This window comes from Nocardia brasiliensis ATCC 700358 (genome assembly GCF_000250675.2).
GTDB classification, from domain to species: domain Bacteria; phylum Actinomycetota; class Actinomycetes; order Mycobacteriales; family Mycobacteriaceae; genus Nocardia; species Nocardia brasiliensis_B.
Window position 1 is genome coordinate 7,129,867 of the sequence record NC_018681.1, and the last position, 14,849, is coordinate 7,144,715.

General features: G+C 68.2%; 16 protein-coding genes and 1 riboswitch. Of the genes, 3 read left to right on the forward strand and 13 right to left on the reverse strand.

Translation table 11 applies throughout. The features are described 5' to 3' along the window. Positions 1-26 precede the first annotated feature (26 nt). The 7 genes from O3I_RS31655 to O3I_RS31685 all read right to left on the reverse strand — a co-directional run bounded on the left by O3I_RS31655 (position 27) and on the right by O3I_RS31685 (position 5,044). Positions 27-1,088: a PHP domain-containing protein gene (locus tag O3I_RS31655; protein WP_014987101.1), complete on the reverse strand. Its 1,062-nt coding sequence runs from the start codon at positions 1,086-1,088 to the stop codon at positions 27-29. Between the two features lie 5 nt (positions 1,089-1,093). After that, entirely contained in the window at positions 1,094-1,675 is a 582-nt protein-coding gene (locus O3I_RS31660) for a dihydrofolate reductase family protein (protein WP_014987102.1), read from the reverse strand. A gap of 60 nt (positions 1,676-1,735) precedes the next feature. Then, complete coding sequence (mutM, locus tag O3I_RS31665; RefSeq protein WP_014987103.1) at positions 1,736-2,596, reverse strand: bifunctional DNA-formamidopyrimidine glycosylase/DNA-(apurinic or apyrimidinic site) lyase; 861 nt, start codon at positions 2,594-2,596, stop codon at positions 1,736-1,738. A 2-nt stretch (positions 2,597-2,598) separates the two neighbouring features. After that, on the reverse strand, positions 2,599-3,312 hold the full coding sequence (gene rnc / locus O3I_RS31670; RefSeq protein ID WP_014987104.1) for a ribonuclease III: 714 nt from the start codon (positions 3,310-3,312) through the stop codon (positions 2,599-2,601). Between the two features lie 22 nt (positions 3,313-3,334). Beyond that, complete coding sequence (gene rpmF, locus O3I_RS31675; protein ID WP_014987105.1) at positions 3,335-3,517, reverse strand: 50S ribosomal protein L32; 183 nt, start codon at positions 3,515-3,517, stop codon at positions 3,335-3,337. Between the two features lie 2 nt (positions 3,518-3,519). Continuing rightward, positions 3,520-4,188, reverse strand: a complete 669-nt coding sequence (locus tag O3I_RS31680; RefSeq protein ID WP_014987106.1) for a YceD family protein — start codon at positions 4,186-4,188, stop codon at positions 3,520-3,522. A 109-nt stretch (positions 4,189-4,297) separates the two neighbouring features. Continuing rightward, entirely contained in the window at positions 4,298-5,044 is a 747-nt protein-coding gene (locus tag O3I_RS31685; protein ID WP_014987107.1) for a DivIVA domain-containing protein, read from the reverse strand. 363 nt (positions 5,045-5,407) lie between these two features. Here O3I_RS31685 and O3I_RS31690 point away from each other — a divergent pair, with 363 nt between their 5' ends. Continuing rightward, positions 5,408-5,926 carry a GtrA family protein gene (locus O3I_RS31690; protein ID WP_014987108.1) on the forward strand — a complete coding sequence of 173 codons (519 nt, stop codon included), beginning with the start codon at positions 5,408-5,410 and terminating at the stop codon, positions 5,924-5,926. Positions 5,927-5,983: 57 nt separating this feature from the next. On the opposite strand, the gene O3I_RS31695 is transcribed toward O3I_RS31690, so the two are convergent. From O3I_RS31695 to O3I_RS46885, 5 genes are all read right to left on the reverse strand, one after another. After that, a complete protein-coding gene (locus O3I_RS31695; protein WP_141691635.1) occupies positions 5,984-6,421 on the reverse strand; it encodes a hypothetical protein in 438 nt (145 codons plus the stop codon). Between the two features lie 55 nt (positions 6,422-6,476). Beyond that, entirely contained in the window at positions 6,477-6,962 is a 486-nt protein-coding gene (coaD, locus tag O3I_RS31700; RefSeq protein ID WP_014987110.1) for a pantetheine-phosphate adenylyltransferase, read from the reverse strand. A 62-nt stretch (positions 6,963-7,024) separates the two neighbouring features. Further along, entirely contained in the window at positions 7,025-7,576 is a 552-nt protein-coding gene (rsmD, locus tag O3I_RS31705; protein ID WP_014987111.1) for a 16S rRNA (guanine(966)-N(2))-methyltransferase RsmD, read from the reverse strand. Next, positions 7,573-10,977, reverse strand: a complete 3,405-nt coding sequence (locus O3I_RS31710) for a pyruvate carboxylase (protein WP_014987112.1) — start codon at positions 10,975-10,977, stop codon at positions 7,573-7,575. Before O3I_RS31710 ends, rsmD begins: the two co-directional genes overlap by 4 nt. 131 nt (positions 10,978-11,108) lie before the next feature. Further along, positions 11,109-11,237, reverse strand: coding sequence for a hypothetical protein (locus tag O3I_RS46885; RefSeq protein ID WP_014987113.1), 129 nt, complete (start codon positions 11,235-11,237; stop codon positions 11,109-11,111). Positions 11,238-11,375: 138 nt separating this feature from the next. Next, positions 11,376-11,583, forward strand: a riboswitch (cobalamin riboswitch). Between the two features lie 149 nt (positions 11,584-11,732). Between O3I_RS46885 and metE the strand changes: the two genes are divergently transcribed. Continuing rightward, on the forward strand, positions 11,733-14,000 hold the full coding sequence (metE, locus tag O3I_RS31715) for a 5-methyltetrahydropteroyltriglutamate--homocysteine S-methyltransferase (RefSeq protein WP_041562996.1): 2,268 nt from the start codon (positions 11,733-11,735) through the stop codon (positions 13,998-14,000). Positions 14,001-14,066: 66 nt separating this feature from the next. Here metE and O3I_RS31720 read toward each other — a convergent pair whose 3' ends face one another. Then, positions 14,067-14,438 (reverse strand): limonene-1,2-epoxide hydrolase family protein, encoded by a 372-nt coding sequence (locus O3I_RS31720; RefSeq protein ID WP_014987115.1) that lies wholly within the window; start codon positions 14,436-14,438, stop codon positions 14,067-14,069. Positions 14,439-14,597: 159 nt separating this feature from the next. Between O3I_RS31720 and O3I_RS44215 the strand changes: the two genes are divergently transcribed. Then, positions 14,598-14,774, forward strand: coding sequence for a DUF1737 domain-containing protein (locus O3I_RS44215; protein ID WP_014987116.1), 177 nt, complete (start codon positions 14,598-14,600; stop codon positions 14,772-14,774). Positions 14,775-14,849: the final 75 nt, after the last annotated feature.

Consider the following 14,849-nt stretch of genomic DNA (forward strand, 5'->3'; position numbering starts at 1 on the left):
TTCGGCAACAGTTAATCCGGCGGCCATCAAGCTTCGGCGGTCTCCGTCCAGGCCAGCAGGTCGGCCAGTGGCCAGGTGTTGATCACGCGTTCGGCCGGAACATCATTGGCCACCGCGCGTTCGCAGCCGTAGCCCTGCCAATCGAGCTGACCGGGCGCGTGCGCGTCGGTATCGATGGCGAACAGGCAGTCCATCTCGAGCGCCAGTCGCATCAAACGCGAAGGAGGATCCCGTCGTTCGGGCCTGCTGTTGATCTCGACGGCGGTGCCGAACTTGCGGCACGCCTCGAACACCACCTCGGCGTCGAAGCTCGACTCCGGCCGGGTGCCGCGACCACCGGTGACCAGCCTGCCCGTGCAGTGCCCGAGCACGTCCACATTGGGATTGGCGACCGCGTAGACCATCCGCTTGGTCATCGTCGCGCTGTCCGCGCGCAGGTGCGAATGCACGCTGGCCACCACGATATCGAGTTCGGCGAGCAGATCGGCCTGCTGATCCAGGGTGCCGTCGTCGAGGATGTCCACCTCGATGCCGGTCAGGATGCGGAACGGCGCCATCCGCTCGTTCAGTTCGGCGACGACGTCCAACTGCTTGCGCAACCGGCTCTCGGACAGGCCGTTCGCCACGGTCAGCCGGGGCGAATGGTCGGTCAGCGCACAGTATTCGTGCCCGAGCGCGGCGGCGACGCCCATCATCTCCGCGATCGGGCTGCCGCCGTCGGACCAATCCGAGTGGGTGTGCAGATCGCCGCGCAGGCGGGTGCGCAGCGCCTTACCGGACGCGCCGATCGGCTTCGCGGCGTTGCGCTGATCGATCAGGTACTGCGGCAGCACACCCGCCGAGGCCTGCTCGATCACCGCGGCGGTTTTCGGGCCGATCCCGGGGATCTCCCGCCAGCTGTGCGCCGCCTGATGCGCCGCGCGTTCCGCCGCGGACAGTCCGGCGACGATATCGGCGGCCTTACGGTAGGCCTTCACCCGGTAGGTCTCGGCTCGTGCGCGTTCCAGCCAGAAGCCGATTTCGCGCAGCACCTCGACCGGGCCCGGCGTCGCCGCCGGACCGGTCGCGCTCGAATCGTCTTCCGCCACTGCGGTTAACGAATCCTGCTGTACTTCATGAACGCCACTCCGTCCTCGAAGACGCGGCTGGTGATCACCCGGAACCTGGCCGCGTCGGGCAGCCGTGGACCGGTGCCGAACAGCGACCGGCCGTGCCCGAGCAGCACCGGGTACAGCTTGAGGAAGATCTGATCGATCTCCGGCAACAACACCTGGGCGAGTTCACCGCCGCCGCACAACCAGATGCCCAGTCCGGGTTCGCGCTTGAGTTCGCGCACCTTCGCCAGCGGGTCCGCGGCGATCAACTCGACGTCCGGGTCGGGGTCCTCCGGCAGCGTCGTCGACACCACGTACTGCTTCAGATGCGAATACGGGCTCGACGTACCCGTCCGCACGCCGAAATCGTGCGTCTTGCGGCCCATCAGCACGGTGTCGAAATAGCGGTTGCGCTTATCGATGCCGAGCGACTCGCGCACCTTGGTCGGCAGCGTCTCGGGGTACTGCGCGGTGATCGCAGGGCCGTGGTCGCCGCCGACCGGGAAGAAATCGACCGACCCGTCATCGGTGGCGATGAATCCGTCGATGGTCGACGCTACGTAGTACGTGAGCTTGCGCATATGTCCTTCCTCCACGGCCCCGACACCCGGACCGCCTACAAGAAAGGTAGCTCGTGCTCCCTAACGAGGGCGAGGCTTCGCCTGGCACCGCGGGCAAGAATAGGAGGAACGATTCATGAATTTCTCCCGCTGGATCGCGGCACCGCAGCGGCGGCACGGCTCGTCCTCGCGGCCGTACACCGCGAGGGAGCGCTCGAAATAGCCGGACTGGCCGTTGACGTTCACATACAGCGCGTCGAACGAGGTGCCGCCCGCGGCGAGCGCCTCCCCCATCACCGCGCCGACATCGGCGAGCAGGCCGCGCAGCACGGGGCGGGACAGACCGGAGGCGAGGCGCGTGCCGTGCAGCTTTGCCCGCCACAGGGATTCGTCGGCGTAGATGTTGCCGATGCCGGAGATCACGCTCTGATCGAGCAGCACGCGTTTGATCTCGGTCTGCTTGGCGCGGATCGCACGCACCACGGACTCGACGTCGAAGCGCGGGTCCAGCGGGTCACGGGCGATGTGCGCGACCGGTTCCGGTACCAGGGTGCCGTCCACCTCGACCAGCGGCGCGAGCGCCCAGCCGCCGAAGGTGCGCTGATCGACGAAACGCAGTTGAGTGCCGTCGTGCAGGGTGGCGCGGATGTGCGCGTGCTTCTCCAGCGGCGCGTCGGCGGGTTGCACCAGCATCTGACCGCTCATTCCCAGGTGCACGACCAGGGACGTGTCCGGCTCGTCGAAGGTGAGCCAGAGGAATTTGCCCCGCCGCTCGGCGGACTGGACCTTCAGTCCGGCCAGCCGTGCGGCGAGATCGGCGGCGCCTTCGAGATGACGGCGCACCGAGCGGGGATGGGTGATCGCGACCGAGTCGATGACCCGGCCGACCACGTGTTCGGCGATACCGCGCCGGACGACCTCGACCTCGGGAAGTTCGGGCACGATCAGGCTTCGGCGGTCAGCGCCTGGTAGGCGGTGCCCGCGGCCTTCTGCTCGGCTTCCTTCTTCGATCGGCCGACGCCCTGGCCGTAGGCCTGGCCGCCGATCATCGTGGTCGCGGTGAATTCCTTGTCGTGATCGGGACCGGTCGAAGTGATCTCGTAGCTGGGCACGCCGAGGCCGCGTTCCGCGGTGAGCTCCTGCAGGCTCGTCTTCCAGTCGAGCCCGGCCCCCATCCGGGGACCGCGCTCGAGCAGGTCGGCGAACAGGCGCAACACCACCGCGCGCGCGACATCGATGCCGTGCTCCAGGTGCACCGCACCGAGCAGCGACTCCATCCCGTCGGCGAGGATGCTCGGCTTGTCCCGGCCGCCGGTGAGCTCTTCGCCCTTGCCGAGCAGCAGGTGCGCGCCGAGACCGCCCGCGCCGAGCTGACGAGCCACCTCGGCGAGCGCGTGCATGTTCACCACGCTCGCGCGCAGCTTCGCCAGCTCGCCCTCGGACTTGTCCGGGTGCTCGTGATACAGCCGCTCGGTGATGCTCAATCCGAGGACGGAATCGCCGAGGAACTCCAGACGCTCGTTGGTCGGCAGCCCGCCGTTCTCGTATGCGTAGGACCGGTGCGTCAGCGCCAGGCGCAGCAACTCCGGCTGCACCTCGACGCCGAGCGCCGCGAGCAGGCTCGCGTGTGCACCGGACGAGTCTGGTTCATCAGTCACGTCGATACGACAGGTCGAACTGTCAGACAGCAGCGGTGACCTGGCGACCCTTGTAGGTGCCGCAGGACGGGCACGCGATGTGCGGCAGGGTCTTCTCACCGCAGGCGCGGTTCGGGCAGGTGATCAGGGTCGGCGCGGTGGCCTTCCACTGGCTGCGCCGCGACCTGGTGTTGGAACGGGACATCCGGCGCTTGGGAACGGCCACGACTACTTCTCCTCTGTCCTATTGCTTGCCATATCGGCTGAGTGGTCTGTTGCTGTGGCCGCACCCGATTCGGGGCTGCCGTTACCGGGCGATTCGGTGGCGAACTTCGCCAGCCCGGCCCAGCGAGGGTCAAGTATCTCATGCGAGTGCGCAGAACCCGCAATCGCCATCCGTACGCCGCATTCCGCGCACAGTCCGGCGCAGTCCGGGGTGCACAGCGGCTGCAGCGGCAGTTCCAGCCCGATCGCGTCGATGACCACCGGTTCGAGGTCGATGGTGTCGTCCACCATGCGGTAGACCTCGTCATCGTCGGTGGTCTGCTCGGTGGTGCTGTCCGGGTAGGCGAACAGCTCGGTGAGAGGCAGATCGATCCCATCGGTGAACGGTTCGAGGCAGCGCGAGCACTCGCCCTCGATGGGCGCGTGCACGGTTCCGGTGACCAGCACACCCTCGGACACCGCCTGCAACTGCAGGTCGAACTCGACCTGCGCACCCACCGGGACGCCGACCAGGTCGAGGCCGATCCGCGCGGTGGTATCGAAGGTGCGCTGCAGTTCACGCATGGTCCCCGGCCGGCGGCCGAGGCTGCGCACGTCCAGCACGAAAGCCGCGTCCGGCTCCCGGCGCGAGGCCGAGCGCGGACGCGAGGCAGAACCGGAACCGGCGGGCATCACGAACTCACTTCACAATCGGGGGGAATGGGCAACCACTCCACGATACGCGAGCGGGTTCGTCCACCCAAATTGCGCGAGCACCGGTCCCGCGCCGCCGGAGCGCGGGTCAGCGGCGGTATTCGCCGGCGTAGTCGGGGGCGCCCGCGCCGGAGCGCAGCTGATGCCGGCCGCGACCGACCGTGCGCAAGGTATTGGAGAGGGTTTCCTCGAAGTCGGCGAGTTTCGAGTCGACGTAGTGGTCGCATTCCTCGCGCATCGCGTCGGCGTCGGCGTGCGCCGCGTCGATCACCCGCGCGGATTCGGCGTGCGCGGCCCGCACCACCTCGGTCTGCGAGACGAGCCGGTCCCGCTCCGCTTCGCCGTCGGCCACCGAGCGGTCGTAAGAAGCCTTGCCCGCCTCGATCATTCGCTCGGACTCCACCCGGGCCCGGTTGGTGACGGCCTCGAATTCGGCGTTGCCGTCGGCGACCACGCGATCGGCCTCGGCCTGCGCGGTGTTGACCAGATGGTCGGCGTGCGCGCTGGCCTCGGCCACCATCCGGTCGGCGTGCGCCTTGGCGTCGGCGAGGATGCGATCGGCCTCTTCCCGGGCCGAGCCGATGGTGTGCGCGGCCTGCTCGTTGGCGCTGGTCACCGTCACGTCGGCGGCCGAGCGGGCGTCGGACACGATCTTGTCTCGGATGTCCAGCACATCCTGGGCGTCGTCCAGCTCGCCCGGCAACGCGTCGCGCACGTCGTCGAGCAGTTCGAGCACGTCGCCGCGCGGCACGATGCAGCTGCGGGTCGGCGGGATGCCACGCGCCTCCTCGACGATGGCGACCAGCTCGTCGAGTGCTTCGAATACGCGGTACATGCTGACTACCCCACTCTCCTACGACTCACGGCGAACTCTCCGCCGAGCCCCAGTGTGCCCCTCGTCACGGCTTGTGCCGAGTCACCCTCCGGTGTGTCGTGCCAGTGTCTCGCACGCCACATAAATCAAGTGGAGGATAAGCCTCCACTTCGTGGTACCTTCGATAGGAAGATCGACAAGGTCTTCGGCTTAGCGCGCAGTCCCCACCGGGACCTGCGGGATTGAGGAAGCCAGAGAGCAAGGGCCACACCGGTCCGCCCGTTGTCGACAGGTTCTGTGCGAAACCTGCCGAGAGCCCGGCGGGAAGGAAGCGATCACCGTCGCTGTTGTCCCACTCGAAGGCCCTGTTCGATCGGAAAGACCATGACAGTTCTGGATCTGGAGCGACCGGCGGGAGCAAACGCGACCAGCTTGTTCCTGCCGTGGGTCGGCCCGTACCCGGTGCTACCCGCAGCACCCGTCGCGGCGCGATTCGAGCAGCTGATCACCTACCTGCGCGGCGACCGCGCGTTCGCCCAGCTCATCCGCTTCGCGCTGGTCGGCGGTTCCAGCAATATCGCCTACGTCCTGCTGTTCTTCGCGATGCACGGCATCGGCCCGCTGATCGCCAACGTGGTCGGCTCGATCGTCAGCACCGTCATCGCCAACGAACTGCATCGCCAGCTCACCTTCCACGCCCGCGGCCGCGTCGGCTGGTTCACCGCCCAGTGGGAGGGCGGCGGCTTGGCCCTCGTCGGCCTCGCCATCACCACCGCAGGCCTGGCCGCCCTCGACGTCTGGGCCCCCAGCATCGGCGGCCCCGCCGAGGCCACCGCCATCCTCGCCATCACCGCGGCAGTAGGCGGCATGCGCTTCCTCGCCCTACGCGGCCTGGTCTTCTGAACCATCACCGCAGCCCACGAATCAGCCCCGGCGCCGAACCCGGCCCGGGGCTGATTCCTATCCAGAGCCGCGAAGGGCCTCGCGAACCGCCTCCGTCACCGAAGCCAGGGCAGCCGTGATCTCGTCCGCGTCGTAGCCGGTGCGATAACGCGCCTCCTTGCCCCCCAACAGTTCCCAGGTAGCAGCAAGAAGAACCGGCCATAGCTCGAGGACCGGCCGACGAACATACCGCACAACTTCGCCGTCTGCCCTGAGCGCCTGCTCCGGCACTTCGGCCCGATCGGCTTTTCGATCCCCCGCAACGATCCTGACCCGAGCCACCTCTCGCGGAATCGACCTCACAAGCTCGTACAAGAGCGTATCGATCTCCCGAGTCCAACCATGTCCGACCATAGCCGCCCGGTTCACGTCCCCCATTTGACGTGTCAGCTGCCTGATAATCTCGAAATCCGGCCCCACCATGACGAACTCGGTTCCAGCAGAATCCGATCCCATTCGATCTCCGTCCGTATCAGCGCGGTGACTTTGTGCGACGGAGGCAGCGGTTCGATCAGCTTTTGCGGTCGGCGAGGCGGGTTAGGAGGCGTTTGTGGACCGAGGGGGGGAGCATGTCTACGACGTCGCCGCCGAAGGCTGCTACTTCTTTGACGAGGGAGCTGGAGAGGTAGCCGAAGGCGGGGTTGGTGGCTATGAAGAAGGTTTCTACGCCGGAGAGTTTTTTGTTCATCTGCGCCATTTGCAGTTCGTAACCGAAGTCGGTCGCGTCGCGCAGGCCCTTCACGATCGCGGTGACGTTCTGCTCCTTGGCGAAATCGACCAGCAGCCCGTACCAGGACTCCACCCGGACGTTGGGCAGGTGCGCGGTCGACTCGCGCAGCATCTCCATGCGCTCGTCGACGCTGAACATGCCCTGCTTGTTCTTGTTGATCATGACGGTGACAACGACCTCGTCGAACTGGGCCGCGGCCCGGGTGAAGACGTCGATGTGTCCGTTGGTCACGGGGTCGAAGGACCCGGGGCACAATGCTCCAGCCATGGTCAGACGCTATCGTGTCGACCCGCCGCACACCACAGCGGGTGCGCCAGGCCACACCGCGGCTATTCGAACGTCGCCGACTCGATCCGCGTCTCCCCGTATTTGCGCGGCTTCAGCGCGGAATACCCTGCGGGCCAGACGATCTCCGGTGACCGGATGGATCGCTCCACCACCACCAAGGCGTCCGGGCGCAGCCAGCCGCGGGTCAGCGCGCGCAGATCCGCGAGCACCGCGTCGGTCTCGACCGCGTACGGCGGATCGGAGAGCACCAGGTCGAATTCGCCCGCACCACCCAGTGCCAGCACCGACGACACCGTGCCGAGACGCAGTTCCGCACCGGGCAGTCCGAGGTCGGCGATGTTGCCGCGCACGATCGCCGCGGCCTTGCGATCGGATTCGACCAGCAGCGCGTGCGCGGCGCCGCGCGAGAGCGCCTCCAACCCGAGCGCCCCCGACCCCGCGTAGAGGTCGAGCACTCTGGCGCCGTCGAAGTCGATCCGGGCGTCGAGCGCGCTGAACAGCGCCTCGCGCACCCGATCGGAGGTCGGGCGGGTACCAGCGGGCGGCACCCGCAGGCGCCGCCCGCCCGCCGTCCCGGCGACGATCCGCGTCATTCGGCCGCGGACTCGCGCAACGCCAGCTCGATCAGCAGATCGCCGCCTTCGACCTGCTGCACCTGGCCGATCGCGACCCGGCCGACGGTGCCCGCGCGCGGCGCGGTGATCGCGGCCTCCATCTTCATCGCCTCGATGGTGCCGATGGTGTCCCCGACCGCGATCGAATCGCCTTCGGACACAGCCAATGTCACGACTCCGGCGAACGGGGCGGCGATGTGGCTCGCGTTGCCCTTGTCCGCCTTCTCCGCGGCCGGGATCTCGCTGGCGATGGACCGGTCCCGCACCGCGACCGGGCGCAGCTGCCCGTTGAGGATGCACATGACCGTGCGCATGCCGCGCTCGTCGGGTTCGGAGATGGCCTCGAGGCCGATCAGCAGCGTGACACCCTTCTCCAGCTGCACGCGGTGTTCCTCACCGTGGCGCAGGCCGTAGAAGAACTGGTTGGCCGAGAGCCCCATGGTGTCGCCGTACTTCTCCCGGTGCGCGAGGAATTCGGCGGTGGGCGCGGGGAACAGCAGCCGGTTGAGGGTGGCCCGGCGCTCTTCGGAGCTGCCCGCCAGCCCTGTCTCGTCCGCGGCGGTGAGCGGGGTCTCGGGCTTGGCCGGGCCGCGGCCTTCCAGCGCGCGGCTGCGGAACGGCTCCGGCCAGCCACCCGCCGGCGTGCCGAGTTCGCCACGCAGGAAACCGATCACGGAATCGGGGATGTCGAAGCGACCGGGGTCGGCGGCGAAGTCCTCGATGTCCACACCGGTGCCGACCAGGGACAGGGCCAGGTCGCCGACCACCTTCGAGGACGGCGTCACCTTCACCAGCCGGCCCAGCAGCCGGTCGGCCGCAGCGTATTTGGCCTCGACCTCTTCGAACCGGTCACCGAGGCCGAGCGCGATGGCCTGCTGGCGCAGGTTCGACAGCTGACCGCCGGGGATCTCGTGGGTGTACACCCGGCCGGTCGGGGCGGGCAGCCCGGATTCGAACGGCGCGTACACCTTTCGCAGCGCCTCCCAGTACGGCTCGAGATCGCACACGTTCTGCAGGTTCAGTCCGGTGTCGTGCTCGCTGTGCGCCGCGGCCGCGACGATCGCGGAAAGCGCGGGCTGACTGGTGGTTCCGGCCATCGCGGCGCTGGCACCGTCGACCGCGTCGGCGCCGGCCTGCCAGGCGGCGAGGTAGGTGGCCAGCTGACCGCCGGGGGTGTCGTGGGTGTGCACGTGCACCGGCAGATCGAAGTTGCTCCGCAGGGCCTTGACCAGAGTCGCCGCGGCGGGAGCGCGCAGCAGTCCGGCCATGTCCTTGATCGCGAGCACGTGCGCGCCCGCGTCGACGATCTGCTCGGCCAGTTTCAGGTAATAGTCCAGGGTGTACAGGGTTTCGTCCGGGTTGGACAGATCACCGGTGTAGCTGAGCGCGACTTCGGCGATGGCCGTGCCGGTTTCGCGCACCGCGTCGATCGCCGGGCGCATCTGGTCGACGTTGTTGAGCGCGTCGAAGATGCGGAAGATGTCGATGCCGGTCGCGGTCGCCTCGGAGACGAACGAGCGGGTCACCTGCTCCGGGTAGGGCGTGTAGCCGACGGTATTGCGGCCGCGCAGCAGCATCTGCAGGCAGATGTTGGGCACCGCTTCGCGCAGCAGAGCCAGGCGCTCCCACGGGTCCTCGTACAGGAACCGCAGCGCCACATCGTAAGTCGCACCACCCCACGCCTCGATGGACAGCAGTTCCGGCGTCAACCGCGCGACGTGCCCGGCGACGCCGAGCAGGCCGTTGGTGCGCACCCGGGTGGCGAGCAGGGACTGATGCGCGTCCCGGAAGGTCGTGTCGGTGACGCCGACCGCCGCCTGAGCGCGCAGATCCCGCGCGAAACCCTCAGGGCCCAAACGCAACAGCCGCTGCCGCGAGCCGTCCGGGGGCGGCACCGACAGGTCGATGGCGGGCAGTTTGTCGTGCGGGTACACCGTCGTCGGCCGTTCACCGTGCGGCTTGTTCACGGTGATGTCGGCCAGATAGTTCAGAATCTTGGTGCCACGGTCGGCCGAGCCGCGCAGCGTCAGCAGTTGCGGCCGCTCATCGATGAACGAGGTGGTGACCCGGCCCGCCTTGAAGTCCGGATCGTCGAGTACCGCCTGCAGGAACGGAATGTTGGTGGTGACGCCGCGGATGCGGAATTCGGCCAGCGCCCGCCCGGCCCGCGCGACCGCGGCCGGGAAGTCGCGGCCGCGGCAGGTGAGCTTCACCAGCATCGAGTCGAAGTAGGCACCGATCTCCGCGCCGAGGTTGGCGCCGCCGTCGAGCCGGATGCCCGCGCCGCCGGGCGTGCGGTACGCGGTGATCCGCCCGGTGTCCGGGCGGAAGCCGTTGGCCGGGTCCTCGGTGGTGATCCGGCACTGCAGCGCCGCGCCGCGGATGGTGACCTTGTCCTGGCTCAGGCCGAGATCCGCGAGTGTCTCGCCGGCGGCGATGCGCAGCTGCGACTGCACCAGGTCGACGTCGGTGATCTCCTCGGTCACCGTGTGCTCGACCTGGATACGCGGGTTCATCTCGATGAAGACGTGATTGCCTCGCTCATCGAGCAGGAACTCCACCGTGCCCGCGCAGCTGTAGCCGATCTCCTTCGCGAAAGCCACCGCGTCGGCGCAGATGCGGTCGCGCAGTGCGGGATCCAAGTTCGGTGCCGGTGCGAGCTCGATCACCTTCTGGTGCCTGCGCTGCACCGAACAGTCGCGCTCGAACAGGTGCATCACGTTGCCGTGCTGGTCGGCCAGGATCTGCACCTCGATGTGGCGCGGGTTCACCACCGCCTGCTCGAGGAACACCGTCGGATCGCCGAAGGCCGATTCGGCCTCGCGCGAGGCGGCCTCGATCGACTCGCGCAGCTGCGCGGGCTCGGCGACCCGGCGCATGCCGCGCCCGCCACCACCGGCGACCGCCTTGACGAAGATCGGGTACTCCAGCTCCTGCGCGGCCGCGAGCAGTTCGTCCACGTCCGCGCTCGGCGCGCTGGAACGCAGCACCGGCAGGCCCGCGGCCTTGGCGGCGGCGATGGCGCGCGCCTTGTTGCCCGCGAGCTCGAGCACCTCGGCGGAGGGGCCGATGAAGGTGATGCCCTCGCGGGCACAAGCCGCCGCGAGGTCCGGGTTCTCGGACAGGAAGCCGTAGCCGGGGTACACCGCGTCGGCGCCCGCCGACTTCGCCGCGTCGATGATCGCGTCGATCGAGAGATAGGCCCGGACCGGGTGCCCTTGCTCACCGATCTGGTACGACTCGGCCGCCTTCATCCGATGGACCGAGTTGCGGTCCTCGTACGGGAAGACGGCTACCGTCCCCACGCCGAGTTCGTAGGCCGCACGGAAGGCCCTGATGGCGATCTCGCCGCGGTTGGCGACCAAGACTTTCGTGAACATTGGCCTAAGGTACCCGGCTGCGCGCATCTCACAGACACTGATGCAGCCTTCGCAGGGATCTTCACAACAGCACAGGGCAACGCTGCGAAGTTGCGTTCACCGGGCCGTCACAGATCCGGCCCGCCGCCGAGCTATGCCCAGCGCAAGGTCCGGTGCCGCAGCCCACCGCGGAACTGACCGACGGCGAGACCGAACATCAGCCTGCGTTCTTCGGCGACCAGGCCACCGGTGAACGGCACCCGCACGATCTGCGACAACACCGCCCGCAGCCGGATTTCCGGCAGGCAGTTGTCGGTACTCCCTGGTGACGCGCCCGGGCACACCACCGCGAGCGGCCTCGGCCTATGCTGGTACGCGCAGCTGGTTCACCGATGCGCGCGAGATGGAGCCCCGACGACGCGCACGGAGCCGAGTTCGGCCGCCCGGAAACGGGGGGCCGGGCGAGAGGGAACCCGGTGGGAATCCGGGACTGTCCCGCAGCGGTAAACAGGAACGAATGCCGTCACGAGCACTGGGTACCCCAACCCGGAAAGCGACGGTTAGTAGGTCGGCCGACAACGGCCGGTGCCTGTGAGTCCGAAGACCTGCCAGCCGTGCCGGGTACGCCGTATCCGGCGACCACCGCCTCGTGGATTTGGGCGTGCGGTTGCACCAGTGCTGCAGTGTCGGGCTCCCTTCGTGGTCGGCCGGCTCGTCAGCCGGTGACCGCGCCGCCCGTATGGCGATGGTCCACGACTCAGCACTGGAGAGACATCGTGACTGTTGTACATCAGACACCGTTCACCGCAACGGTTCTCGGGCTACCACGGGTGGGGCCGCGACGTGAACTCAAGCGGGCCACCGAATCCTACTGGGCCGGCAAGATCGACGCCGATCAGCTGCACGCCGTCGCGCGCGAGCTGCGGCAGGCCCAGCTTGCCGAACTCCAAGCGGCAGGCCTGGATTCGATTCCCGTCGGCACCTTCTCGTACTACGACCAGGTGCTCGACACGGCCGTACTGCTCGGCGCGCTGCCACCGCGGGTCGCCGGCATCGCCGACCCGCTGGATCGGTACTTCGCGGCCGCGCGCGGCAACGAGACCGTCGAGCCGCTGGAGATGACCAAGTGGTTCGACACCAACTACCACTACCTGGTGCCGGAAATCGGTGCGGACACCGCGTTCTCGCTGCACCCGGAGAAGCTCCTGGCCGAGGTGCGCGAAGCACTGGACCTGGGTGTCGCGGCCCGGCCGGTGGTGATCGGTCCGGTCACCTTCCTGAAGCTGGCCAAGGCCACGGGCGGCGCGGCGCTGGACCGGCTCGCCGAACTGGTGCCGCTCTATCGTGACCTGCTCGCACAGCTCGCCGCAGCCGGCCTCGGCTGGGTCCAACTCGATGAGCCGATCCTGGTCACCGATCTCACTGCGGCCGAAATCGAGCTGGTGCGTAGCACTTACGCCGAACTCACCGCCTCGGCGGAGCGTCCCGCGATCCTGGTGGCGACCTACTTCGGGCACCCCGACGCCGCGCTGACCGCGCTCGCGAGCACCGACGTCGAGGGCATCGCGCTCGACTTCACCTCCGGCACCGATGTTTCCGACGTCGCGGCGGTGCCCGCGCTCTCGAGCAAACTGCTCGTCGCCGGCGTGGTCGACGGACGCAACGTGTGGCGCACGGACCTCGACAAGTCGCTGACCACCCTCGGCACCCTGCTGGGTTCGGCTGGGTCGGTGGCGGTTTCGACGTCGAGCTCGCTGCTGCACGTGCCCTACACCCTGGCCGTCGAGACCGGGCTGGACGACGCGCTGCGGTCGTGGCTGGCGTTCGGCACCGAGAAGGTCGCCGAGGTGCGGCTGCTCGCGACCGGCTTGACCCAGGGCACCGAGGCGATCAGCGCCGAACTGACCGACACCCGTGCGGCACTGGCCTCGCGCCACACCGACCCACGACTGAACGACGCACAGGTCCGTGCCCGGCTGGCCGCGCTCGGCCCGGACGCCGTCACACGCGCACCCGCCGAGGAACGCCGTGTGCTGCAACAGGATCGGCTGCAGTTGCCGCCGCTGCCGACCACCACGATCGGCTCCTACCCGCAGACCTCGGCGATCCGGGTAGCCCGGGCCGAGCTGCGCAAGGGCGAGATCGACCAGGACGAGTACGTCCGCCGGATGCGGGCCGAAGTCGCCGATGTCATCGCGCTGCAAGAACAGCTGGGCCTGGACGTGCTGGTGCACGGCGAGCCGGAGCGCAACGACATGGTGCAGTACTTCGCCGAACAGCTCGACGGCTTCGCGGCCACCGAGCTGGGCTGGGTGCAGTCCTACGGCACCCGCTGCGTGCGGCCGCCGATCCTGTTCGGCGATGTGGCGCGCCGCACGCCGATGACCGTCGACTGGATCAGCTACGCGCAATCGCTCACCGACAAGCCGGTCAAGGGCATGCTCACCGGGCCGGTGACCATCCTGGCCTGGTCGTTCGTCCGCGACGATCAGCCGCTCGGTGATTCGGCGCGTCAGGTGGCACTGGCCATCCGGGACGAGACGGTGGACCTGCAGGGTGCGGGCATCCGGATCATCCAGGTCGACGAACCCGCACTGCGCGAACTGCTTCCGTTGCGCAAGGCGGATCAGCAGGCCTACCTCGACTGGTCGGTGCAGTCGTTCCGGCTGGCGACCGCGGGGGTCTCCGACGCCACCCAGGTGCACACGCACCTGTGCTATTCGGAGTTCGGCGAGGTGATCGACGCGATCGCCGGCCTGGACGCCGACGTGACCTCGATCGAGGCGGCACGCTCCCGGATGGAGGTGCTCGACGATCTCAACGCGGCGGGCTTCGATCTCGGGGTGGGGCCGGGTGTCTACGACATCCACTCGCCGCGGGTGCCCAGTGTCGAGGAGATCACCACCTCGTTGCGGGCCGCGCTGAAAGCCGTTCCCGCCGAACGGCTCTGGGTCAACCCGGATTGCGGACTGAAGACCCGCGGCCAGGCCGAAGTGGCAGCGTCACTGCGCAACATGGTCGCCGCCGCGGCCGCGGTGCGCTGAGCACCGCGATCACGCATTGACAGCGCAGCGCCTCCTCCCGGTTCGGGAGGAGGCGCTGGGCCTCTTTCAGAGGTCGAAAGCCTTGTTGATGGCACCCATGTCGAAGTAGTCGCGCCAGGCGGTGATCGCGCCGTCGGATACTTCGAAGACGCCGGTGACCGGGAGCGGAATCGCACGGTCGGCGGTGCGCAGGGTGTCGGTGCGCTCGTTCATGACCAGGTTGCCGGCCGCGACCTGGTGGTGGATGTCGAAATCGACGCCTCGAAAGGTGGCCAGGAATCCGACGAGGAAATCACGGATCGCGGCCCGGCCGACCACCGGCTCCATCGGAATGTTGTGGTAGACGGCGTCTTCGGCGAAGAAGGACGCGATGCGGTCCGGATCGGGGTCCGACCAGCTCCGGCACATGGCACGGACGAGTTCATCGGGGCTCGGCATCGACTTGGCTCACTTTCGTTCGAGGACGGCACGCGCCGCGCACCCCCGATTCAACCAAGCAAATGCTCGGTTCGGAACCCCCGCGCCCACTGGCCGGACCTCAGTCTCGGTGTCGCACACGGATATCGACTTGTCCGCGGCACCGCCTAGGCTGACCGGATGACCGATCAACCCCTGCGCTACCGATTGATCACCGGCGTCGACGACGCGACGTTCTGCGAGCGGATCAGCGCCCTGCTCGATCAGGGCTATCAGCTGCACGGCTCGCCCGCGGTGACGTTCAACGGCACGGACGTGATCGCCGCACAGGCCTTGATCTGGGGTAGCGACCAGTAGCCTCTTCGCATGCTACGCAGCTGACATCTCGGACAAAACACCTCGCAGTGACATATTTTCGCAACGAACAAGCGT